General features: G+C 54.1%; 18 protein-coding genes. 12 read left to right on the top strand and 6 right to left on the bottom strand.

Translation table 11 applies throughout. From position 1 onward, the window contains the following. The first annotated feature begins 47 nt into the window (after positions 1 to 47). Positions 48 to 1109 (top strand): ribonucleotide-diphosphate reductase subunit beta, encoded by a 1062-nt coding sequence (locus R3C20_13550; protein ID MEZ6041525.1) that lies wholly within the window; start codon positions 48 to 50, stop codon positions 1107 to 1109. Between the two features lie 72 nt (positions 1110 to 1181). Here the strand turns inward: R3C20_13550 and R3C20_13545 are convergent, their stop codons facing one another. After that, positions 1182 to 2372 (bottom strand): DUF1343 domain-containing protein, encoded by a 1191-nt coding sequence (locus tag R3C20_13545; GenBank protein ID MEZ6041524.1) that lies wholly within the window; start codon positions 2370 to 2372, stop codon positions 1182 to 1184. A 193-nt stretch (positions 2373 to 2565) separates the two neighbouring features. Here R3C20_13545 and R3C20_13540 point away from each other — a divergent pair, with 193 nt between their 5' ends. Then, positions 2566 to 2958 (top strand): PilZ domain-containing protein, encoded by a 393-nt coding sequence (locus R3C20_13540; protein ID MEZ6041523.1) that lies wholly within the window; start codon positions 2566 to 2568, stop codon positions 2956 to 2958. Positions 2959 to 3077: 119 nt separating this feature from the next. Here R3C20_13540 and glmS read toward each other — a convergent pair whose 3' ends face one another. Then, on the bottom strand, positions 3078 to 4964 hold the full coding sequence (gene glmS, locus R3C20_13535; protein MEZ6041522.1) for a glutamine--fructose-6-phosphate transaminase (isomerizing): 1887 nt from the start codon (positions 4962 to 4964) through the stop codon (positions 3078 to 3080). 370 nt (positions 4965 to 5334) lie between these two features. Between glmS and R3C20_13530 the strand changes: the two genes are divergently transcribed. The 3 genes from R3C20_13530 to R3C20_13520 all read left to right on the top strand — a co-directional run bounded on the left by R3C20_13530 (position 5335) and on the right by R3C20_13520 (position 10234). Beyond that, a complete protein-coding gene (locus R3C20_13530; protein ID MEZ6041521.1) occupies positions 5335 to 7905 on the top strand; it encodes a hypothetical protein in 2571 nt (856 codons plus the stop codon). A gap of 186 nt (positions 7906 to 8091) precedes the next feature. Beyond that, the gene (locus R3C20_13525) at positions 8092 to 8382 is read left to right on the top strand and encodes a small basic protein (protein MEZ6041520.1); all 291 of its coding nucleotides are present in this window, start codon (positions 8092 to 8094) and stop codon (positions 8380 to 8382) included. A gap of 124 nt (positions 8383 to 8506) precedes the next feature. After that, entirely contained in the window at positions 8507 to 10234 is a 1728-nt protein-coding gene (locus tag R3C20_13520) for a GH3 auxin-responsive promoter family protein (protein ID MEZ6041519.1), read from the top strand. 149 nt (positions 10235 to 10383) lie between these two features. Here the strand turns inward: R3C20_13520 and R3C20_13515 are convergent, their stop codons facing one another. Together R3C20_13515 and ricT are read right to left on the bottom strand one after the other, a co-directional pair. Next, complete coding sequence (locus tag R3C20_13515) at positions 10384 to 10770, bottom strand: hypothetical protein (GenBank protein MEZ6041518.1); 387 nt, start codon at positions 10768 to 10770, stop codon at positions 10384 to 10386. A 92-nt stretch (positions 10771 to 10862) separates the two neighbouring features. Continuing rightward, positions 10863 to 11912 (bottom strand): regulatory iron-sulfur-containing complex subunit RicT, encoded by a 1050-nt coding sequence (gene ricT / locus R3C20_13510; protein ID MEZ6041517.1) that lies wholly within the window; start codon positions 11910 to 11912, stop codon positions 10863 to 10865. A 176-nt stretch (positions 11913 to 12088) separates the two neighbouring features. On the opposite strand from ricT, the gene R3C20_13505 reads away from it, so the two are divergent. Next, complete coding sequence (locus R3C20_13505) at positions 12089 to 13687, top strand: hypothetical protein (protein MEZ6041516.1); 1599 nt, start codon at positions 12089 to 12091, stop codon at positions 13685 to 13687. Between the two features lie 23 nt (positions 13688 to 13710). On the opposite strand, the gene R3C20_13500 is transcribed toward R3C20_13505, so the two are convergent. Next, entirely contained in the window at positions 13711 to 14034 is a 324-nt protein-coding gene (locus R3C20_13500) for a hypothetical protein (protein MEZ6041515.1), read from the bottom strand. Between the two features lie 141 nt (positions 14035 to 14175). Between R3C20_13500 and hisC the strand changes: the two genes are divergently transcribed. The 6 genes from hisC to aspS all read left to right on the top strand — a co-directional run bounded on the left by hisC (position 14176) and on the right by aspS (position 20794). After that, positions 14176 to 15264, top strand: a complete 1089-nt coding sequence (gene hisC, locus R3C20_13495; protein ID MEZ6041514.1) for a histidinol-phosphate transaminase — start codon at positions 14176 to 14178, stop codon at positions 15262 to 15264. Positions 15265 to 15478: 214 nt separating this feature from the next. After that, complete coding sequence (locus tag R3C20_13490; protein ID MEZ6041513.1) at positions 15479 to 16390, top strand: M48 family metallopeptidase; 912 nt, start codon at positions 15479 to 15481, stop codon at positions 16388 to 16390. Positions 16391 to 16413: 23 nt separating this feature from the next. After that, positions 16414 to 16602 (top strand): hypothetical protein, encoded by a 189-nt coding sequence (locus tag R3C20_13485; protein MEZ6041512.1) that lies wholly within the window; start codon positions 16414 to 16416, stop codon positions 16600 to 16602. A gap of 34 nt (positions 16603 to 16636) precedes the next feature. Next, positions 16637 to 18055: a 3-isopropylmalate dehydratase large subunit gene (gene leuC / locus R3C20_13480; protein MEZ6041511.1), complete on the top strand. Its 1419-nt coding sequence runs from the start codon at positions 16637 to 16639 to the stop codon at positions 18053 to 18055. 101 nt (positions 18056 to 18156) lie between these two features. Beyond that, positions 18157 to 18753 (top strand): 3-isopropylmalate dehydratase small subunit, encoded by a 597-nt coding sequence (gene leuD / locus R3C20_13475; protein MEZ6041510.1) that lies wholly within the window; start codon positions 18157 to 18159, stop codon positions 18751 to 18753. 262 nt (positions 18754 to 19015) lie between these two features. Next, positions 19016 to 20794 carry an aspartate--tRNA ligase gene (gene aspS / locus R3C20_13470; GenBank protein MEZ6041509.1) on the top strand — a complete coding sequence of 593 codons (1779 nt, stop codon included), beginning with the start codon at positions 19016 to 19018 and terminating at the stop codon, positions 20792 to 20794. Between the two features lie 93 nt (positions 20795 to 20887). On the opposite strand, the gene R3C20_13465 is transcribed toward aspS, so the two are convergent. Continuing rightward, positions 20888 to 23293: a CehA/McbA family metallohydrolase gene (locus R3C20_13465; protein ID MEZ6041508.1), complete on the bottom strand. Its 2406-nt coding sequence runs from the start codon at positions 23291 to 23293 to the stop codon at positions 20888 to 20890. Between the last annotated feature and the right edge of the window lie 39 nt (positions 23294 to 23332).

The following is a 23332-nucleotide window of genomic DNA, read 5'->3' as shown; positions in this document are numbered from 1 at the left end:
AGCAATGAAATCCCCCCCAATCTTACTCATGGAATGAGGTATCTGTTATGTCCACAGTTATTCCCGATGCTGAAGAGCTGCTGATTGGCGTTGATGGTCGTGTCAAGGCGACTGAAAAACGTCTCATTAATTGTGCAAAGGTGGACGTCAATCAATTGATGCCCATTAAGTATGGCTGGGCATGGGAACATTATCTGAATGGTTGTGCGAATCACTGGATGCCGACCGAAGTTCCGATGAACCAGGACGTTGAAGTCTGGAAGTCGGACCGGCTGACAGACGACGAACGTCTTGTGATCATGCGCAACCTGGGATTTTTCTCAACGGCTGAATCGCTGGTAGGCAACAACCTCGTTCTTGCCATTTTCAAATTCGTGACGAACGCAGAGTGCCGTCAGTATCTTCTTCGACAGGCGTTTGAAGAAGCCGTTCACACGCATACGTTTCTTTACATCGTTGAAAGTCTCGGTCTGAATGAAGGCGAGATCTTCAATATGTATCGAGAGAATCCGACCATCGCAAAGAAGGATGCTTTCGAAATGGAACTGACGGCGGAAGTTCTGGATCCGGATTTCTCAACGGATTCGCCTGAAGGTCGTCAGGCGTTCCTGAAGAATCTGATTGGCTACTATGTCATCATGGAAGGAATCTTCTTCTACAGCGGATTCGTGATGATGTTGTCCTTCCATCGACGCAATCTGATGAAGGGTGTCGGTGAGCAGTTCCAGTACATTCTCCGTGACGAAACGATCCACCTGAATTTCGGCGTGGACCTGATCAATGGAATCAAGGCAGAGAATCCTGATCTGTGGACACCAGCGTTCCAGCAGGAAATGATCAATCGAATTCGTCAGGCAGTGGAACTGGAAATTGAATATGCCCAGGGCTGTCTTCCACGTGGTGTCCTTGGACTCAACGCCGAACTGTTCCGGGACTATGTACAGCATGTCGCCGACCGAAGACTGGAACGAATCGGCCTTCCGGTTCAGTATGGCTCATCAAATCCATTCCCATGGATGAGCGAAACCATCGACCTGTCAAAAGAGAAAAACTTCTTTGAGACTCGCGTTACTGAGTATCAAAGCGCTGGTTCTTTGAGCTGGGACTGAAAATTTCACTTCCCTGAAACAATCGTCAGCCCGGGGCCACCCCCCGGGCTTTCTTCTTGCGCTCGGGCTTATTCAGTGCACATCATAAATTAAGACTTCTTCCAGTACCGGATGCCAGTTTGGGGCGGCAGGACAATTATAGTGTCCGATCACGGCATCCAGCTCCATATGTCCTTCTGAGATTGCGTTGCGAAGTTCATCACTGCCGCTGATGATGTCGATCGGCGGTTTGACTGTCTCATATTCGTAGGGTGGGTCATTGAACCTGAAATCAGATGGCCAGAGCCCGGCACAGGTCGCGATCAGGTGGACCGTCATGGCGTAGCTTTGAAAGACATTTCGATCTGTGACATGAATGGAAACACCAGCACAACTACAGTCACGCCATTTATCAAACGCAGGGGTAAAGTACGTGGGAAGAAATCGGACACCTTCCAGCGCCAGAGCATTCATGTCATGAGCGAGCTTTTCGGCGTTGACGTACGGTGCCCCGACCACCTCAAACGGAAAAGTCGTGCCTCTTCCTTCTGAAAGATTTGTTCCTTCCAGCAGCACCTGACCCGGATAGACAGTCGCCGTTTGAATTGTGGGCATATTGGGTGAAGGCGGGATCCAGTGACGATCGGTGTCGTCAAACCACATCGATCGCTTCCAGCCCGTCATCGGCACGACAGAAATGTCGGCACCGATGGCCTGAGTCCGATTCAGAAAATCGGCCATTTCTGCAATCGTCAGTCCGTGACGCATCGGGATTGCGGCCTCACCTACGAAGCTGCGAAAGGCCGGGTCCAGCAAAGGACCTTCGCAATAGAGGCCTGTGACTGGATTCGGTCGATCGAAGATGACCACAGATTTCCCCGCCTTCGCGCAATCCTGAAGGCAATACATTAACGTCCAGATGTAGGTGTAAACTCGCGTACCAACGTCCTGCAAATCAATAACCAGGCAGTCAATGTCTTCCAGAACCTGTGGGAGAAGTCTGCGAGTCTCGCTATACAGACTCAGGATGGGAAGGTTGTTGACAAGATCCACCCCATGATCAGTTTCAACCATGTTTGCCTGTTGCTGGCCAAACATGCCATGTTGCGGGGTCACCAGCCACTTGAGAAACCCGGGAAATCGAGCATGGATCAAATCACTGCTGCGGTGAACACGCTGGTCGATGGAGGCTCGATTGACGAGCAGCGCGAACGGGCGGGATAACAAATGGCATATGTCCGGGCGATTCAAATCGTCCACTGCCGTCTGGATGGCAAAACACATGTCTCCACTCCTGAATAAAGTGTCACCCCTAGTGCGATTTGCTCTACATACTTTCCCCAGGCGACGACAGGAAAGTCACAAAAAAAATGCAAGTCACCACCAACACTCGCTCCGACGGTCAGTTTAAGTATTAGGGTTTCGAGACTGAGTCACAGGGGAACGGTGTACTGGTTCACGATTCGGAATAGCTGCCATGAACATACCTGGTCAACTCGCTTCAAGCCGCCGGTCGGCGTTCCGTGTGAAGCTGGAGGAAGGATTTCCGCTTCTCTGTCAGATACGCACGGAGACTGTGAGCTTTGGGGTTCGCGTACTGAATATCAGCCATACAGGAATTCTGACAGTCCCGCCACAGGGCGTGCCTCGATTCCTGCCTGGTATAACCGTTGGCGTGTCGATTCAATTACTCACGCCACATGAAAATTTTCAGGCGTGCTGCCGCGGAGAAATTGTGCACGCCGGAGAGGGAAAGCTGGGAATCCACTTTTCTGATCCATTCAATTCCAGCCGCAGGAACCCACCGAAGGACTATCTGGCGTTGTTCGCCGCAATCCAGCAGGAACAACTCCGTAGAAAAACCTTGTAGCGTATCATCCGCAGGGATTTCTGCGGTACGAACGTATCGCGAACCCACGACTCTGGCTCGGAATCGCCGCGACGCTGCCTGAATGGTCTCCGATTCTGTGAATCAGCAAAGCAGTCGGCTTATTCCACCGTAACACTTTTTGCGAGGTTGCGGGGGCGGTCGACATTGCAGCCTCGAAGCAAAGCGATGTGATAACTGAGCAACTGCAAAGGGACTGCACAGACCAGTGGTTGCAGGTATTCTTCAACCTCCGGAACGTAGATGACTTCGTCAGCAACTCTGGCAACGTCCTTATCCCCCTCGCAGGCAATTGCAATGACTGGTCCGCGCCGAGCCTTGATCTCTTCCATGTTGCTGATGACCTTGGAGTAGATGCCACCACGAGGCACAATGAACACGCTGGGGGTTTGTTCGTCAACTAATGCGATCGGCCCATGCTTCATCTCGGCGGCCGGATAGCCTTCTGCGTGGATGTAGCTGATCTCCTTCAACTTCAGAGCGCCTTCCAGGGCAACCGGAAAATTGTACAACCGTCCCAGATACAGGTAGTTGTTGAAATGGTAGTACCGCTCGGCCACATCCTTGACTTTGGAGTGGCACTGTAGCGTCCGGAGCATCACTTCAGGCATGTCCCGAAGTTGACGAATAATTCTGTTGCCCGCGGGGTACGACATGTGTCGCATTCTTGCAAAATGCAGCGCCAGCAGGGTGAGCACTGTGACCTGTGACGTAAAGGCCTTCGTCGATGCAACGCCAATTTCAGGGCCTGCATGCAGGTAAATTCCACCATCTGCTTCGCGAGCGATTGTTGATCCAACTGTATTGCAGATGGCAAGAGTCGGGTGCCCTTTGCGTTTGCATTCACGCATTGCTGCCAGTGTATCCGCAGTCTCGCCGCTTTGTGTAATCGCAAAGATCAGCGTCCTGTCTGACATTGGTGGATTGCGATATCGAAGTTCGCTCGCATATTCGACCTCGGTGGGCATTCGTGCAAATTCTTCCAGCAGGTACTCACCCACCAACCCGGCATGCCAACTTGTTCCACAGGCGGTCAGAACAATTCGATCGATTCGCCGCAGGTCCTTTGCGGAAAGGTTCAGGCCCCCCATCACAGAGGTTGCGGCTTCAGGATCGAGCCGACCACGCATGGCGTTTTCAATGGTCTGGGGTTGTTCGTAGATCTCTTTCAGCATGTAATGTTCAAAGTCACCCAGCTCAATATCAGAGGTTACCTGATCCAGCGTCTGGATTGATGGACGGATGTTGCCAGTGTCGCGATGGTCAATCTGCATCCCTTCCGGCTTCAGAACGGCAATCTCGTTATCCGCCAGGTAGACGACTTCCGTGGTGTAACCAACGAGCGGGCTGGCGTCACTGGCGAGAAAGAATTCTCCTTTTCCGACACCAATGACCAGCGGACTTCCACACCGAGCCGCAATCAGTGTTTCGGGGCAGTCCCGAAAGACGGCAGCCAGGCCATAGGTTCCCTTGAGTCGTTCGATCGTCGCTTCAACGGCCCTGGTGCAGGTAATGCTGTTGTCAGGTGATTCGCCAAGCTTTACCTGTTCTGCCAGGTGGTGCGAAATGAGGTGAGCAATGACCTCAGTGTCTGTTTGTGACCTGAAGACGTACCCTAAAGCCAGCAATTGTTTTCGCAGCGAGTCATAATTTTCAATGACACCGTTATGAACAATGGCGACTTCACCGTCTCCACCGGTATGTGGATGGGAATTTACATCCGTCGGTTCCCCATGCGTGGCCCATCGAGTGTGACCGATCCCAATCGTACCCCTGACGGGTTCCCGACTGACAAGCAGGCCCAGTTCTCCGACGCGACCGGCTTTCTTTCGAGTGACGATGCTGCCATCTTTCAGCACCGCTATTCCGGCACTGTCATACCCGCGGTACTCAAGGCGATGCAGTCCTTCGAGAAGAAAATCTGCAACTTCACGAAATCCAACGTATCCAACAATTCCACACATCAGCTGGAATCCTGCGACGGTCATGGACCTGATTTGTCAGAACACCTCACGGGACCTTTGCGACTCGCCGCCGCCCCGGATTGAATGGTGGAATAACCGTACCCCAATTGAGTAAAACACGTCAACGTGCGATTGAAATGGGATTGGTGATGCTGCAGTTTTGTCAACGACCGATGATCGTACTGGGGAGCGTTTCGGCGATCAGCAGCACTCCGGGTCGCTCCGGCGGCCAAACTGGCCGAATGACTGAACCTGCCACGAAAGTCGTGCGAAACCTTGAATCGCTGGTCGGATCCGCTTACGCTCGGCTAACATGCGGCTTCTGCGAATGCCAATCTCGCGGAAAACCACTCTTCGGCCGTCGTGTCTGAACTGTCCAATTGGAGCACGTGTTGTGAAAGTTGATTTATTGAGCTGTCGACAGCTGACACCTGTGCTACTGGCGTGCGCCCTTGGAATTACAGGTTGCGGGGGTGGCGACTCCACGGAGCCGGCAGCTGCTGATTCGGCAGCTGCAGCAGCGGGAGGCCCCGCGGCAGATATGGCCGAAACCATGAGTATGCCGGGGGGTGAAGGAGACGCTGGGGGAGGTGAAACTCCCGACGCAATCATGGGAGGCGGCGGAGGGCATGACGCTGGTGGCTATGGTATGGGAGATATGACTCCGGGAGGCATGAGCGGCGGTGGATACGATCCTCCGGGCGGCGAGTTCGGGTACGATCCACCGGGCTCCGGTTACGGCGGTGCCCCTCCAACGCAGCCTGCACTGCCAGCACGTCCTTCAGATTTGGCTTCCTGGTCGGATGAGGATTTCAGGAATGCGGTCCGTGAACGAGACGAACAACTGGTTGATGCCATTGAGCTGAAGGTCAAGTCGAAACCGGCTGATGCCGGGGTGGCTGAGTTGCTCACGAGCCTGTTGGCTGTCAGTCTGGAATCCCCGCGACAGAACACAAACAACGGAGGTTATAACGGCGGGTATGATGGATATGCCGGAAGTGGAGAGGGCGATATGTATGGTCCAGGTGGCGTTCCGGGGGCCATGGGTTCGGGAGAAATGGGAGATTCATCCGGCGGCAGTGCGGCCGCGATTGGCAATCCCGGCGCCGGCTATCCTGGAATGGGACCGGCTCCCGGGGCGATAAATGGCGGTGGCGGCGGAAGTGGTCTTCCCGGACGCCCTCCACTGCGTTCTGACGCCAGCGGCGGTTCGTCAAACAGTGGCGGTTCGTCAAACAGTGGCGGTTCGTCAAACAGTGGCGGGGCTTCTACCCCGCAGTCGTTCTATCGCCCGGGAACGACAATTCCATTGCAGGGATTAACAATTGCTGACAATGTTCCTGTGGATTCAATCACTGCGATGATTCTGGAGGCATCCGTCGCTTACATGCCGCAGCCTCCTTTGAGCGCCGGGTCAAACGGCGGCCAGACGAGGACGTCCGGTGGTCAGGGCGGCGGAGGTACGCAGCCCGGTTACGGTTATGGCGGCGGATACCCGGGTATGCAGGGAGGGTATCCTTCGAATGGTGGTTATGGTGGACAGAATCCGTCCAGCGGAACACTTGGAAAACTGACGGATCGTCAATTGGTAGAGTCTGTGGTTCACGGTCTGCTGAACAATGACAGCCCTGCCGCGTGGCAGGGACTGCTTGGAATTCTCACCGAACAGGTGAAGACTCCGATTGACCAAACGGAGTCGATCCAACTGATCGTATTCGACTTGATGAATCGACTCGAAGGTCCCTCTCCAAATGCATCGCAGGCGATTATCGCACTTCTGGATGGTTCCACGCCGTTGCCGCCAGTTTCAAAGTCAGCGGTATTGAGAACGATTGCCGCCGTTTCCGGCCAATCAATGGAAACGTTGTGTGGCATGAGCACGCCCGGACAGGCTGCAGCCACGTCGGCCACGAACCCCGCAGGCAGTTCCACGAATGGATACGGATACGGGATGGGCTCTGGTGCTCCCGGAATGGGTATGGGACCGCCGGATATGGGCAGTGGTTCAGGCGGAGGAGAGATGTACGATGGCGGCGATATGTATGGCAGTCCACAGGGAAATCAGACAGCTCAGGTTGTCCCGGATCTTCCTGAAGTCCCAATGACCGCGGAGCAACTTTCGAAAGCGTCAGCATTTCTCTGGAGACCCGAAATCACGGATCTTGTCCTTCAACAACTTGCCGGGGCCAGCGACCCGGAGTCAGCGGCCGACGTGCTGGTGCTGGCCTCAACCATGCCCTCGGATAAGATCCGTCACGCCATATTTGAGGCGTTCACCCGATGGCATGCGATCGGGGCAACCGGCATGTCTGCCAAAGGTCTTTTCAGCCAATTGGCAAAAGATCCTGGCCTGCTTCTGGCACTGAAAGCACTTCCACGGGCCAGACCAGCCCGGAACGCAAATCAGCAGGCGCCTCCTGACTCGTGGACGACAGCGTCTGAAGATATGGTTCTGAACCTGAGAGATCGACTCAAACAAGCGGCCCTCAGTCAGCCCAGATACGATGGGGTGATCCCCGTTCGCCTGCACAAGAATGCGGTTCTCGAAGCGGCCATCCTGCTGCATCTGCCCGGAGAAAGCGGAAATGCGCTGGGCAGTTCTGCTCCTGATCCCGTCAAAGTCTACTACGCGCGAGCCAGTTTCGTTCCTGCAAACGTGAAGGACCAGCAGGCGCTGGTCGAACACTATGAATCGCGAGCAACTGGATTCGTTCGCCCGAACCAGCAACGGGGGATTCTCTGGGTGGACGGCGTTAAGGCGGAACCCAATGGTAATCGCCGTTCAATGGACGTTGTTATTCAGCAGGCCGGCCCAGCTCAGGGGAACTACGGTGGCGGTGAATTTGGCGCACCCGGGGGTGGTGCGGGTGGAAATTCATACAGTGTTGAGATTATTGTTGTGGAAGCGCATGACCCAAAGGATGCCCCGGTACCGAATGCCGGTTCAGGGTCAGCGACACCCTAGGCCAGATGCTAACTGTCCGTTGAAAAACCGGGACAGGCACGCAGGACGAGTGGAAACCATCGTGTTTCAAGGTCTCCTGCTCGAGCCAGTCCCGTTTTCAACAGGCTGCTAATCAGGACCAAATCTCTTTGCCAGCCTTGGAATTAGGTCAAAAAAGCGGGAAAGTGTTAGTTGAGATGTCGCAGGATGGACGATACACTCCCGGCCCTTGCGTTACTCGGATGCGGAATTGAACTGGAGTATGAAGTCGTGTCGATTGATAAGACCCTGAAGTCTCGCGTTGGCCTGTCTCGCACGCGGAACGTTTTGACGCGTGGTGAGCGGATTGCACAGCTGATCGAGGAGGATCGCTGGGTAGCTGGACGAAGTCCGGTTGGCCTTCCGAAGGTCCGTGTTGCAAAGGCCGTCACCGGCAAGAAACCCAAGAAGACAAAAGAAGAGGGCGACGAAAAAGACGCCAAGAAAAAGAAGAAGTAATCTGTTCGCGTCGATCTGACGAACAGAAGTGGATTTGCAGGAAAGCCATGTTCGGTTTCATAACCGGAGATGGCTTTCTTTGTTGAATTATCGCGGCATTGAACCTGACGACGCGGAGACACTGATGACGAACCTCCCCCTCAGAAATCGCCTTCGACAAATCCTGGGCACATCCCATCGGCGATCGATTCTTCGGCAGAGAGACTCATTTCTGGAGGCTACGAGAATCGGCTGTGCGGCGGAGCAGACAGCGACACTCAACCGCCTTCTGGCACTCAATTCCGGGACACAGTTCTCGCGCGATTTTGGCTTGAACGCGGGAACGACCGTTGAGGAATTTCGTCGTCAGGTCCCTGTTGCAGGGTTCGAGCTCGTGCAACCGTACGTGGAGAAGGTGAAGAACGGCCAGCACAATGCGTTGCTTGGTCAAGACAACAAGCTGTTGATGTTCGCACTGACGAGCGGGACCACTGCAGATTCAAAGTTGATTCCGGTCACACAGCAGTTTGTCAATGATTATCGTCGGGGATGGCAGAACTGGGGGATCGGCCTTTACTTCGAGTACCCTCAGCTTCAACCCCTGAATATGGTGCAGATCACAAGCAGTCATAAGCGTTTTCTTGCCCCTGACGGCACACCATGTGGAAATATCAGCGGTTTGGTCGCTGCCATGCAGGGCCGAATCGTGCGTTCAATGTATTCGGTGCCATCCGAAATTGCGCACGTGACAGATTCGGATGTCAAGAAGTACGCCGCGCTGAAGTACGCCATTCAGGACCCATTTGTGGGCATGGTCATTACTGCCAACCCGAGCACCGTGCTTCAGATGGTTGAGTTACTGGAATCAAAAGCCGAGTGGCTCGTTCGGGACATCCACGATGGCACGATGACGGGTTGCCTTGAAAACCCAACTGATGCAGCCGCTGCGTCTGCCGCCAGACTGAAACTGCGTCCCGATCGAAACCGATCCCGGCAACTGGAATCACTTCTGACGCAACGCGGGACACTTTCTCCAATGGACGTGTGGCCCGATTTGGTTGCTTTGGGGGTCTGGTGTGGTGGAAGTGCCGGCGCCTACGTTTCGCGGCTGCGCCGGCTTTTTCCCGGAATCGTCGTAAGGGATCATGGACTTCATGCGAGCGAAGGAAGAATGACGATGCCCATTCACAACGATTCCTCCGCCGGAGTTCTGGAAGTACAAACCCATTTCTTCGAGTTCCTGCCAGTTGCGGAATCCCAGAGCAGCACGCCGGTAACCCTGTTGGCACAGGAACTTCAGGAAGGGCAGGAATACTTCATTCTGCTGACCACAAGCTCCGGGCTGTATCGGTACAACATCAAGGATGTTGTCAGGTGTGTCGGCTTTCATGGCTCAACCCCGATGCTGGAGTTCCTGCACAAGGGCGCGCACATTTCGAGTATCACAGGCGAGAAGATTGCCGAATCGCAGGTGGTTCAGGCGGTGCGGACATCGGCAGACGCCCTTCAGCTTCAGCTCCGACTCTTTACGATGACCCCGCAATGGAACGAACCGCCCGGATACGTTCTGTTTGTCGATCTGGTCGATTACCCTGACCAGCAACAGCTGAGGGTAGACACTGACAAACTTGCCGAACTGGCGGCTGGAACTGACACCGAATTACGCAATGCAAATCTTGAGTATCGCGAGAAACGCGAAACCGGAAGATTGGCGCCGGTGACGTGCCAGCTTCTCGATCGCGCCCGGTGGGATCAATTCACTGCAAGTCGAACGCAGCGGGGGGGCGGAAGCGTGGAACAATACAAGCATCCCTGTCTGCTGCCAGACCCTCAGTTCGAAAGTCTGTTCCTGAAGGCGTGTGGAACAGCCTGAAGAAACCAGGACCGGACGGCCCCAACATACTTTTCGGAATGCACTTCTACTGCAGAAGCGGTCCGCATTCCAGCATGTCATGATCAGACAAAAACTGTCGACTCAATCGTTGCTGGCTGGCGAATGATCAGTGAAGGGGCCTGGATGCTTCATTTCCCGAACACCGAACTGGTGTCGATGCTGTAATCATCCATGAATGCCTTGTGGAAGTCGAAGACGCCGAAGAAATCACTGAGCTGATCATGCTCAGTTTTTCGCATTTCGCCGCGTTCGATCAGCTCGAACACGATGTGCCCGAAGTCGTCGGTGGAGTGGATTCCCCAACTGTTGAATACTGGTACCGCCATCATTCCAAAGTGCTGAAGTGCCAACTGGCGGACTCCGTCGAGCAGTTCAGGGCCTGAAATGTGCCCCGTTTCTTCTCGTTCCCGATCACGACCAAGCTGCTCCTGAGTAAAACGCAGCGCAGAGAAGACGAAACGGTAGGCGTTCGCGTGATATGTTGACTTACCGATTTGGTTTCTGACAGTTGTCATTTTCGCTGTATCCGCGGAGAGGATGCCGAAACGCCTCAATTTGTTAAGAATGCGTGGCGATTCTACAACGAGATTCCACTGGGATGAAGACTCTATTCCTCATTTTGCTCCTGTTCCTGTCTGGGGTTTTTTCTCCCCTTACCTCCTCGCGAGATTACGGTGACTATGTCGGATTCATCGGTCATGATCCTGCGGCCGTCCTCGTAAGAGACAAGCAGCTTTCTGGCGAGTAATTCCTGACCAATCACGCGTGCCTGCCCTGCCTTCGTGATCACGGTGCTGCCAATTGGCGGCAATTCGCGACGATGCTCTTCGTAGGTATCGTATTCGTACCGAAGACAACACTTAAGCCGGCCACAGCGACCGGAGATTTTGTTCGGGTCGAGTGTGGCTTTCTGCAGCTTTGCCATCTTCATGGAAACTGGTGGCATTTCCTGAAGATGCGTGTTGCAGCAGACTGGCTTTCCACAATCTCCGTAGTCGGCCAGCAGTTTCGCTTCGTCGCGAATTCCAATCTGGCGCATTTCAATGCGAGTATTGAATTCGCGCGCCATCTGCTTGACCAGTTCCCGAAAGTCGACTCGCTTCTCACTGAGATAGTAGAAGATGATCCGTTCGCCACCGAAGATCTGCTCAACGTCGATCAACTGCATCTGCAGCGATCGGTCTTTGATCATTTGAGCGGCGGCGGCAAAATACCTCTTCTCTCTCTCTGAATTCTCAAAACGCGACTTCCGATCTTCATCTGAAGCCAGCCGAAGCACTCTGCCGCCGGCGGATTTGTTTTGTCCAAGCCATTCGGACGTATTTTCTGTTGCGGGGCACAGGATTGTTCCCCATTCCATTCCGCGATCAGAACGAACAACAACTTCATCGCCCCGACGGAGCGTTTGGCGCTTTGCTTCGAAATCACCGAGCAAACGCATTGTGCCGTATCGGACCACGAATCGTATTGGTTCGTCGGCCTGCCTGCCTTGTCCGTTCTCAGGCTCGAACGCCGGAATTTCGATCGCTAATTCACTCATAAGTCGATTCAACAGCGTTTTGAATGTTGTGGGGATCAATTCGATGCCCCGGATGCTAGATGAAGTACTTGCCAGCGCGAATCGATTCTCGACGAAATTGGAGACATCATTGGCCATTGGTACCTTTGGAGATGATGCTCTACGGCTCCGGCAGGCTATACAAATCGACGGGAAGTTACCGCAATCATCCGCCAAATTTACCGGTGCGATGTTCCCTGCATCGCTCAGATTTGCTAAACCACCGAAGTACCAAACGTATTTTTGGTCTTGTTCGATCGGCAAGGATGTGCTGAATGATTACCGCCTGGGCACTCTTCTTCTGCGGTATACTCTGCCTGATGTTCATCGGGATGATTTACGGCGATCAGTTCACCATGGTCTCTCTGTTCGAGGGACGCTGGCTGGAACCGATCGGTCGTCTCGTGAACGCTGTCTCCGAAGAGCTTGGCGAGGGACTGAATCAGATCCTGCTGTTTGTCGAACGGCATTCTTCCTGGGTATTGGCGACGGTCTCCGGAACAGCGGGGTTGTTTATTGTCGCCTTTTTGATGTTCAGCGGAATGGCAGATGATGCCGCCGCGACTCACCGTGACCTGATAGCACCTCTGCAGATAGGCAGTGTCATCGACAAGGTTCCTGAGGTTGCGACGAGCCCAAAGCTGGCCGAAACGCTCCTGACGCCCGCCGTCGTGGATGAGGATCCAGCCAATCTGGTCTGGCAGACCCGTGGAGCTCCCTACCGTGTATTTCTCGACCCGGGTTACGACCGTCCTGTCATGGTCACACGGAGACGACCGGAAGTCCTGCAGAATCCGTTTGATCTGCCCGATCCGGAGCCCGAGGCGGAACCACAGCTCAGACTCAGTTTCGAACGTGTCAGTCAGCGACAAACGGTTTTTGATGACAACACGGTTTCCCGGACCCCGGGGCGACTTGTGGTCAGCCAGCCCGACATCAACTTCATCAACACAGCCATCCGTCAGCTGAACCAGGATGCGTGGATGCAATCGATTGGCCGAGGCATTGTCAGGGGCGGGATCTACGAGAATTCAAATGAAGCTTTCGTCCGCGAATCTACGGTTCAGGAGCTTGCAAACCTTGAACGTCAGGTGCGAGTTATCCCTGGTCAACTGCTTTCGGAAAGCAGCCTGCGGGTGACGAAGGTGGCACCTGTGCGTTCAGACAGTGGCAGTGTGGACGTCGCCATTCGGATCAGCAATGCCGACAAGGTTGCCGTGAGCGGGCTGATTGTTCGTGAGTATTTGCCAGCGGGGTGTCAGATTCGTGACATCAATGGTCGCGGCCTGCTTCGAGGGCGCGTCATTACCTGGCTGGTTAACGATCTGAGACCATTCGACGAAGCAGTTCTGGAGTACACTGTCTCCGGCGATTCTGCAGCATTAAGCGGAGGACGCAGCCTGAATTTTGAATGGGTGACGGAAGTTTCAGCGGTCACTGCCGTAAAGGCTCAAACCGATGTTGTTGGTCAGGCACCCACAAGAAGAATTGCTCGGCGGCCCGAATTGAAAATGACCATTCAGGAGCCAGTCAGCCCCGTCACTGTCGGCGAAGTCATTGAAATCAATTTTGTGGTGCAGAATGTGGGCACTGCCCCTGCTGAAAATGTCGGGCTGAGGGTTACGTTGCAGGACGGACTTCGCCATCACGTTCAGCGTAGTGACCCCAACCAGCGAGAGGTCGTGAACGGTGTGCAACGACTCGAACCCATGCAGGTACGAACTTTGCCCCTGCGAATGAGGGCAACTCGGTCAGGAGAATTCGTATCTGATGCAAGAATGGAATTTCAAGGTGATACTCTGCTTCAGGAGACTTTCCGCGTCGTCGCAAAGCCGACCACCGATGGGACAGATGATTTCCCGGAACTTCGGTAGTTATTCATCCTGTTGTCTCCTCATTACTCGATGACATCATCAAGCATCGATACGCTGACGACCTGTTCCAGGCGAATCAGTACCTTGTTGCGGTTCGGCTGAATTCCGTGGACCCTTGCTTCCCGAACATAGGCCTCTCGCGTCGTGGTTGAATCTCGCAGATCGTGAACGTCCACGCTCTTTAGTATCAGTGTTTTGTCACGAATCTCCTTCAGTCGGCCCAGAAAGACGAAGAGCGATTCGACGTCGACCACGACATTTTGCCCAACGAACTCTTCCATCCCGCTGACTCCCGTAAATCTGAAATCCTGAAGCAGATTTGTGTCTGCTTCACTGACCGCTACCATATCTGAAAGTCTTTTCGTTTCAAGACTTTCGATTTGAGCATTGTCGTCTGTGCTGTCGCGATTTGTTGTTTGGGCGTGGTCTGCTGAGTGTTCGCATGTCGCGATGCCAGGGACTGCTTTTTAACTTGAGTATTCACTGACATGACATCCGTCTTTCGTCCGGCAATCGATCGTATGGCCGGATACACACCTGGTGAGCAGCCGCAGGATTCCGGCTGGATAAAGCTGAATACAAACGAGAATCCCTACCCCCCGTCGCCGATGGTTGTGGAAGCGATTCGAAGCGCCGCGACAAGTCGCCTGAATATTTATCCGGATGCGACAGCGAGAAAGTTTCGGGAAGTCGCGGCCGAACTGTTCGGTGTTGGTCCCGACTGGATTCTTGCCGCGAATGGGAGCGACGAGAATCTGACAATCATCACACGCTCATTTTGTGATGCAAGCGAAACCATCGCCTACCCCTACCCGAGCTATGTCCTCTACGAATCCCTTGCAAATATCCAGGGGTGTCATGTCGAACGTTTACGACTGGACGCTGACTGGCAATGGGAATCGGGTGCTGCTGCGTCGCTCAGAGAGCGAAGTCGGATTTTTTATGTGCCGAACCCCAACTCCCCAACGGGGAATCGCTGGACGAATCCACAACTTCTGGAACTGCTGCCGGATCGAGGAGTCCTGGTTCTGGATGAGGCTTATGGCGATTTCTGTAAGACCCCTCACCGGGGCGAGTTGTTGCGATCTGACAGCTTCGAAAATCGAATCATTGTGACGCGCACATTCAGCAAGTCATACAGTCTTGCAGGCATTCGATTTGGATTTGCGATTGCCCATCCGGATCTGATTCAGGGGATGCAGAAAGTCAAGGACAGCTACAACTGCGATGCCGTTGCGACGGCTGCTGCAACGGCGGCTTTGCTGGATCAGAACTGGATGCTGGCAAACAAAGCCAGAATTCTGGCCACGCGCCAGCGATTGTCGGATTCTCTGGTCGGTATGGGCTTCACTGCACATCCCAGTGAAGCAAATTTCATCTGGGTGACACACCCGGCTGTGCCCCACAAGTCGATCTACGAAGGCCTGAAGGAAAACCGAATTCTGGTTCGTTACATGTCATTTGACGGGGCCACCCCCGAGTCTCCGCGAATTGACGGACTCAGGATCACGGTCGGCACAGACGCAGAAGTCGATCAGCTGCTTGAGGTCATGCCAGCTGTCATGTCCAAAGAATAGATTCGGCGTGCCCATTCCGGATCCTCGACGTGAAGCGGGTTCGGACTGTTCACCCAATCCGCGTAAACTGCCGATTCATCAGGACGCCGCTCAATTCAAGTGGCTCGGTGGAGCTGTTCGCCGTCGGCTGGGGACTTCAGATATTGCAACGAATCGGCTTCGAGTGCTAAACCACCCAACACTCAGGAAACGGGTGTTGTTGAAAGGTGATTCGGTGACTGATCCAAACGGAAGTGGGTCTGTGATGAGCAAGTCGTGGCAGAGTCAGATCAATGGAAAGATCAACGGCAAGACGCGTCGCTTCGGGGCTCGAAGTGCGATTTTCGCCATGGTTCTGCTCGTTCCGGTGGTGACAACGCTGTTCGTGACGGGCTGCCAGCAAGTGCCGGAGTCCGGTCGTAAACGGCTTGTCCTTTTGAGTTCCGAGTCCAAAGAGAATGAAATGGGACTGACCGCCTACAAGGAGGTCCTTGAAACTGAAAAGGTTACATCCAACCAGTCCTACGTCGAAATGGTTCGCCGCGTCGGAAATCGCATCGCGGCTGTCGCCAATCGCCCGGATTTTGACTGGGAATTCAACGTCATCGAGTCAGAGACTCAGAATGCGTTTTGTCTGCCTGGTGGCAAAGTGGCGGTGTACACGGGCATTCTTCCTGTTTGCAAAGACGAGGCTGGGCTGGCAGTGGTGATGTCGCATGAAGTTGCTCACGCGATTGCACGGCACGGTGGCGAGCGTATGACCTATCAGACTGCACAGAACCTTGGGAAAGCAGCTGTGGGATATGTCACCCAGACTCAGGACGAACAAAAACAGAAGATCGTCCTCGCCGCATATGGCGCTGCATCGGAATATGGTGTGATTCTTCCGTACAGCCGTACACACGAGCTTGAGGCGGATTCCATTGGAATCATGCTGATGGCGAGAGCTGGCTACGATCCTTCTTCGGCTCCGGAGTTCTGGCAGCGTTTTGCCGAAATGAAGGAGGGTGGTCAGCCCATGGAATGGATGTCGACGCACCCGTCGGACTCGACACGATCCGCCAATTTGCGAGAATTGGTGCCCCAGGCTGTTCAGTTGTATGAGAAGTCGCCGCAGAAATTCGGTCTCGGTGAACCTATTCGCTGAATCCGAGTCAATGATGCGTTACAATGACGCGGTCGCTGTACGCTCTCCCGGGTGACGCCGAAATCGCTGTGCGCGTGATTGACGCAGAAGGCGAAGTGGAGTCCCCCGATGCTGCAGGGCTCGCCGCTGCGTGTTTCTTTCGATCCATCCCCGGAAGCTCCATTTTCCTCATGGAAATTGGTCGGGAGCAGGGGAACGGCTGCGGCGGTTGATTCGTTTCCACACCGTTTTCAATGAAGCATGTTCATGTCCGACAAACGCAATCTGTTCAACAAGGTCTGGGATCTTCACTCGGTTCGGGAATTGCCTGGGGGACGCACTCAACTGTTTATCGGGCTGCATCTGATTCACGAAGTCACAAGCCCTCAGGCTTTTGAGATCCTGCGAGACCGGGGCTTGAAGGTGGCATTTCCGGAACGCACAGTTGCGACCGTCGACCATATTGTCCCCACAGCGAACCAGTCACGTCCATTCCAGGATTCACTTGCCGAACAGATGATGTCGGCGATTGAAAAGAACTGTGACGAATTTGGCGTCACGCTGCTGGATCTCAAAGACAAACGTCAGGGCATTGTCCACGTCGTTGGTCCGGAGCAGGGTTTAACACAACCCGGGATGACAATCGTTTGTGGTGACAGCCATACCAGCACTCATGGCGCGTTCGGCAGCATTGCCATCGGTATTGGCACAAGCAATGTGGCCGAAGTCCTTGCCAGCCAGACCATGTTTCTGAGCCGTCCCAAAGTGCGTCGCGTTGTCGTCAATGGCGATCTGGCCCCCGGTGTCTACGCAAAAGATGTTATTCTCTACATCATCCAGAAGCTGGGCGTTCAGGGCGGAGTCGGATACGCCTACGAATTTGCCGGCACGACATTCGATGCGATGTCAATGGAAGAACGAATGACGGTTTGCAATATGAGCATCGAAGGAGGTGCTCGTTGCGGGTATATCAATCCCGACGAGAAGACTGTCGAATACCTGCGCGGCAAACCATTCTCGCCCCAGGGGGACGAATTCGACCGTGCCGCAAAGTGGTGGCTTTCACTGGCTTCCGCGGAAGAATCTGAGTTTGATGACGAAGTTGTGTTCGACGCTGCGGACATCGAACCCACAGTGACATGGGGCATTACACCGGCACAGTCGGTGGGGATCAGCCAGCCGCTACCGCGTCTGGAAGATGTCTCTCCGGATGAACGAACTCTGATCGGTGAAGCACTGGAATTCATGGGACTCGAAGGCGGTCAGTCAATTCATGGCACGCGGATCGATGTCGCATTCATCGGATCGTGCACAAATTCGCGTATTTCCGACCTGCGTGAAGCCGCCCGCGTTGCCAGAGGTCATAAGGTTGCTGCTGGTGTCAAAGCCATCGTCGTCCCCGGCTCTCAATTGGTGCGAGATCAGGCAATGCAGGAAGGGCTGGATAAGATTTTCACCGAAGCCGGATTTGAGTGGCGTGAAGCCGGTTGCAGCATGTGTCTCGCCATGAACCCGGATAAGCTGCAGGGGCGCGAACTCTGCGCATCCTCCAGCAACCGAAACTTCAAGGGACGTCAGGGAAGCCCGACCGGCAGAACGCTGTTGATGAGCCCCGCGATGGTTGCGGCTGCAGCCATTCAGGGATCCGTCACTGACATTCGCGAGTTTGCCGGAGCGGCCGTCTAGCTGTCGTCGAGCCAGTCCCGTTTCTTAACAGGCTGCCAGCTTCGCCGATCTGTGTGAGACCCAATTCAAACCGAACACAAATACAATTTGAGAAGATTTAAATGAACGAAATCAAATCGATCACAGCAACGGGCATTCCATTGATGCTTGATGACATCGACACAGACCGCATTATTCCAGCGCGTTTTCTGAGATGTGTCTCATTCGACGGGCTCGGCGAACACGCATTTGAGGATGATCGAAAGCAGGACCCAAACCATCCGTTTGACAAGCCTGAGTACCAGGGAGCTGGAATCCTGATTGCCGGCCGAAATTTCGGCTGCGGGTCGTCCCGTGAACACGCACCGCAGTCGTTAATGCGGTGGGGGATCAGGGCCATCATTGCCGAAACTTATGCGGAGATCTTCTTCGGAAATTGCGGCTCGCTCGGCATTCCTGCATTGAAGGCCAGTCGGGCAGACCTGGAAAAACTCGCAGCGGCAATCAGCACGAATCCAGAATCGGAACTCACAGTCGATCTGGAATCACTGTCCGTCAGTCTTGGCGACATCAGAATTTCCGTTTCTCTGCCAGCCAGTGTTCAGACAGCACTAATTACCGGTGAATGGGATTACCTGGGGCAGTTGTTGTCGGCTTCAGATCAGGTCACTGCACATGCTGCGACGATTCCGTATTTGAATCAGTTTCAGCCTGCGTAAACCAGTAGCCTGCGTAAACCAGTGGCGACAGTTTCCGCAAGAAGCCAGTGAAACCTGTGAGATGCCATTTCACCTCGGCCGTTCACTGTTTCTCTCACGCCAATTCTCACTGTAAGGCCAACATGACCGCCTCTTTGCGGTTCGCTGGCCAGCGTTCTATACTGCCCGTTTCCGGAATTATCGAGGACTCATTTCAGCCTGTTTGCGTTAACGTGCTGAATCTTCGATGGCCTTTTTCCTCGTCTGCCTCGGACTACATTCTGTGCACAGAACTCATCATTGCGGAGAACTTCGACGATCCAACGTTGGCGAAACCGTCACGGTCAGCGGCTGGGTTCATAGTTATCGCGACCACGGCGACAGCCTGGTGTTCGTTGACCTGCGAGATCGCTATGGCAAGACTCAGGTTGTCTTCAATAAAGACGACAACTCCGAAATGGATGGTCTGGCACGTAAGCTTCGTCGTGAAGACGTGGTCAAAGTCGTGGGAGAAGTGAGGTATCGCGGCGACAGCCTCGTGAATGCCAAACTGGAAACCGGCGAAATTGAGGTTCTTGCCAGGTCCCTGACGGTGCTCAGCAAGAGCAAGACTCCTCCGTTTGAAATTGATGGTAGCGACCTGCCGAATGAAGAACTGCGGCTCAAATACCGTTTTGTTGACCTTCGCCGACCGGACCTGCAGAAGAGCATTATCCTGCGTCACCAATTAACGCAGGCTGTTCGCGAGTACTTCAACACACGGGAGTTTCTGGAAATCGAAACTCCCATGCTGGGACGAAGCACCCCTGAAGGGGCACGAGATTACCTGGTGCCCAGTCGCGTGCATCCCGGCAGTTTTTATGCACTGCCACAGTCCCCACAGATCTACAAACAGATTCTGATGGTGGCGGGTTTTGACCGGTATTACCAGATTGCACGCTGCTTTCGAGACGAAGACCTGAGAGCAGATCGCCAGCCGGAATTTACACAAATCGACGTCGAAATGGCATTCGTCGAACGCGACGACATCCTCAATCTGATCGACGGGCTGGTTGCGTATGTTATGAAAGCCGTCCGTGGCGTCGACGTAAAAACACCGCTGCCTCGCCATACCTATGCCGACATGATGGAGCGTTTCGGATCTGATAAACCAGACCTTCGATTCGGAATGGAACTGATCGATATTGGTGACGTCGCATCGGTCTGTGACTTTGGTGTCTTCAAAAATGTGATGGCCGGCGGCGGCCGGGTCCGTGGCATCAATGCCAAAGCGGCGGCAGAAAAATACAGCCGAAGACTGTTGGATGTCGACCTGAAGAACTTCGTTGGAGACTACGGCGCCAAAGGCCTGGCTTATATGAAAGTAGTCGGGGGCAAGCTGGAATCGACAATCGCGAAGTTCTTCACTGATGAGCAGCAGCAGCAGATCATCAGTCGAATGAACGGAGAAGACGGAGACCTTCTGCTTTTCGTCGCAGACCAGCCCAAAGTCACTTCAGCTGCACTTTCAGCTTTGCGGAATCGACTGGCGAAGGAACTGAATCTCTACGATCCCTCTGAATTCAGCTGTCACTGGGTCGTGGACTTTCCACTGGTGACGTGGAATCCTGATGAACAGCGCTACGATGCAGAACATCATCCATTCTGCCAGCCCAATCCGGCAGATGTTGAATTGATGGGAAGCGAACCCGGAAAAGTACGAGCAGACTCGTATGACCTGGTCGTCAACGGCTATGAGGCCGCAAGTGGCAGTGTCCGTATTCACGATTCGGCCGTTCAGCAGCAAGTCTTTGACTTACTGAAGATCAGTGCAGATGAAGCTGAAAAGCGATTCGGATTTCTGTTGGAGGCCCTGCGATATGGTGCTCCACCGCATGCGGGGATTGCACTGGGACTCGACCGATGGGTCATGCTTCTGGCGGGTGACGAAAACATTCGCGATGTGATCGCCTTCCCAAAGACCCAAAAAGCAGCCGATATGCTGACGGGTGCTCCATCCGCAGTCGACGATCGGCAGCTCAGGGATCTCAGCATCAAAGTGGACGCACTGCCGGAAAAGTAGTGGTTGCCGAAACTGTTGACTCAGGAACAGGCTGGTTGCTGCCGTGCGATCAGCCTGTTTTCGTTTCCGGCGAATGAAGGTCGTGACGCCCGGCTACTGAGCAGTCGTCTCTGTCAGTATCTGCTGGTAGATTTCTCTGGCGGCATCGTAGGCCGCTTTTGCATCGGCTTTTTCTGATTCACGAATCTGGCCTTTCTTTGAATTCCAGCACGTATCAACAGCCTGGATACACCATTCGGCACTTCGCTGACTGGCCCTTATTGGTTTCCCATCCACTTTCACAAAGATCGGATTGGTATGCACCGACGGCAGAATACGTATGGCAATCCAGGATGATCGACTGATTTCAACAGGCACTTCAAAATGTTCGATGTGCCCGTCAGCGAGCAGCCTTCTGGTGGCGGCAACTTCGCCGTTGATAATAATCTCTACAGGTACATCTCGCGAGTCGTCAATTCGGCATCGTTCTATATGCCAGTATGGTTTTTCATCAAGACGACGGTTCCGAATTGACCGAGACAGCTCAGTTGGTGTTTCTTCCAGCAGGGCGGCCGCGTCAAACTGGACAACAACCGATCGGGCTTCACTGATCTGCAGTTCGCTGACGCTCGACTGATCCGCCGAACGAGCGCCAACCGATACGTCATCGACTTTGAAATCAATGATGTGGCTGAGTCCATCGCCGCAATAGCTTCGCCCATCCTTCAGTCCGTCAACCCACGTGTCATACGATAACTCTTCATCATCATCGAAACCCACGTAGATTCGTCCCAAACCGACACGGTCACCGTAGATGCAGGGGAAATCCGTTTCGCCACTGATGCGACTTGTCATTCCGCAGTTCAGGGTGTGGTACCAAATATTCAGTTCCCAGATGGCGGGCGTATCGACAGCAGAAATGAAATCGCACGCACCGTGAGCCGTCGTCACGATATATTCATTCGCGCCAATGCCGTCGAAGACCGGCATGGCGTAATCGGGAAGCCGATCGGCAGCTCGACCAGGCCATTCATTTCCAGCGCCTCCCCATGGTCGCTTTGTGAATTGCCGTGAACCATCCGGCATATAGTCCGGTAACGCCAGTCCCCATCCACTGTGGCTGTAGCCGACAATGCCACCCTGTCGCTGGCCCCATTGAAGCACTGGCATGGTCCAGCTTGGCCACTGCTCAATTCTGGTTGTACCCGGGAAATCATCTTCCCTGAGTTTCAAAAGGCAAAGATGGCCAGCGTGCGATGATGGAAAACCGCTCACTTCAACGTCGTAACGCATCAGATAGCGGTTCGTCGAAAGACGAGAAACCTCTCCTTCAAAAAACTGCTTCTGGGTGTACCAGCAGGGCCCCCAACTGAGGACACATCCAACGTTCAGGTCTTCCCCCAGAATATGACGCATCATATCTTCCGGGCCGACGCCTTCTGTTGGGCTGTCGTAATGAGCGCAGCCTGCCGCATGGACGTGATGATCACCGGAATACCAGCCCCGGCTCGCAAGATGAATCCATCGCTTCAAACGGATTGGTACCCCGAATTCTTTCACATCTGCTGGTATTTCGACGGTCGAAATCTGCGGCAGGTATTCGGGACCTCGATTCGCAATCACTTCGTACCTTCCTGGTGGCAGTGCAACGGATTCGCCATCGTTTCGATAAATCTGATGGTGAAAAAAGAAGTCTGGTGCAAGCCGCCGCGAAGGGTGTGGATAGATGCGGCCCTGCGTATCCCGAATAATCAGCGAAGCGGTCGTGGGGCTTCCGTCACTATCCCGGATCGAAAACTTCACCTCAACGGCGGGCTTGCATTCAAACAGCATTGGCACGGCATTTCGAAAACCAATGTCCTGGGTACCAGCTCCGACGTGAAATGAAATCGCTGCTTCTCGCTTTCCGGCATCTCGTGAGTAAAGTTCTACTACGGCGTATTCAAGGGCCAGGCCGGAAAGTCGCGGCTTCAGCGGCTCTCTCGTGAGCATTCGGAGATCAAGGAACCGGTCCGGCACATCTTTGGCGTCAACCAGATTCTGATCGGTTCGAGGCTGTTGGCGAGCCCCTTTTCCCTGCTGATAAACCGGAGCAGCATTGGGGCTTTCGACCTGAAGTGGAGGGTTAATCCCGGCCTCGTTGTGAACCTTGACAAGAAAGGCTGTCCAGCCCTGCTCGATCAGTTCTTTTGGAGCAGGACCTTCAGAGACTTTGACTCTGCTTTCGGCGTTGATGTTTACCATTGCCACGCAAAGTGGGTCGAGCGCTTTCTGTATCTGTTCAATCGCGTCTGCATCACGATCTGCAGTAAATGCCTGATCGAGTTTGGCCAGCGTAGCGACGTCGATCGGCGCGCCTGCAAACTCCATTGCTTCGATGATTCGCTTCGTTGCTGCCGTCAGCGGCTGTCGTTCTACAGACATGACCAGCGGAAGCTGGTCCTGACCGAACAGCGCCGAAGAAGGACTGGAAATCGACGTTACAAGTATCAGCACCTGCCATACAGCTGCGTTCTTCATCTCATCACCTGCTATCGCTCGAAAGGAATCAACGCGCCA

The organism is Planctomycetaceae bacterium, assembly GCA_041398825.1.
In the GTDB taxonomy this organism is placed as follows: domain Bacteria; phylum Planctomycetota; class Planctomycetia; order Planctomycetales; family Planctomycetaceae; genus F1-80-MAGs062.
Note: the sequence above shows the minus strand (reverse complement) of the source record. Positions and strands in the feature narration are given on the sequence as shown.

Coding starts and splice junctions, on each gene's coding strand:
- R3C20_13550 (MEZ6041525.1), top strand. CDS start 48: ATGTCCACAGTTATTCCCGATGCTGAAGAGCTGCTGATTGGCGTTGAT.
- R3C20_13545 (MEZ6041524.1), bottom strand. CDS start 2,372: ATGTGTTTTGCCATCCAGACGGCAGTGGACGATTTGAATCGCCCGGAC.
- R3C20_13540 (MEZ6041523.1), top strand. CDS start 2,566: ATGAACATACCTGGTCAACTCGCTTCAAGCCGCCGGTCGGCGTTCCGT.
- glmS (MEZ6041522.1), bottom strand. CDS start 4,964: ATGACCGTCGCAGGATTCCAGCTGATGTGTGGAATTGTTGGATACGTT.
- R3C20_13525 (MEZ6041520.1), top strand. CDS start 8,092: ATGGACGATACACTCCCGGCCCTTGCGTTACTCGGATGCGGAATTGAA.
- R3C20_13520 (MEZ6041519.1), top strand. CDS start 8,507: ATGACGAACCTCCCCCTCAGAAATCGCCTTCGACAAATCCTGGGCACA.
- R3C20_13515 (MEZ6041518.1), bottom strand. CDS start 10,770: ATGACAACTGTCAGAAACCAAATCGGTAAGTCAACATATCACGCGAAC.
- ricT (MEZ6041517.1), bottom strand. CDS start 11,912: ATGGCCAATGATGTCTCCAATTTCGTCGAGAATCGATTCGCGCTGGCA.
- R3C20_13505 (MEZ6041516.1), top strand. CDS start 12,089: ATGATTACCGCCTGGGCACTCTTCTTCTGCGGTATACTCTGCCTGATG.
- R3C20_13500 (MEZ6041515.1), bottom strand. CDS start 14,034: ATGGTAGCGGTCAGTGAAGCAGACACAAATCTGCTTCAGGATTTCAGA.
- hisC (MEZ6041514.1), top strand. CDS start 14,176: ATGACATCCGTCTTTCGTCCGGCAATCGATCGTATGGCCGGATACACA.
- R3C20_13485 (MEZ6041512.1), top strand. CDS start 16,414: ATGACGCGGTCGCTGTACGCTCTCCCGGGTGACGCCGAAATCGCTGTG.
- leuC (MEZ6041511.1), top strand. CDS start 16,637: ATGTCCGACAAACGCAATCTGTTCAACAAGGTCTGGGATCTTCACTCG.
- leuD (MEZ6041510.1), top strand. CDS start 18,157: ATGAACGAAATCAAATCGATCACAGCAACGGGCATTCCATTGATGCTT.
- R3C20_13465 (MEZ6041508.1), bottom strand. CDS start 23,293: ATGAAGAACGCAGCTGTATGGCAGGTGCTGATACTTGTAACGTCGATT.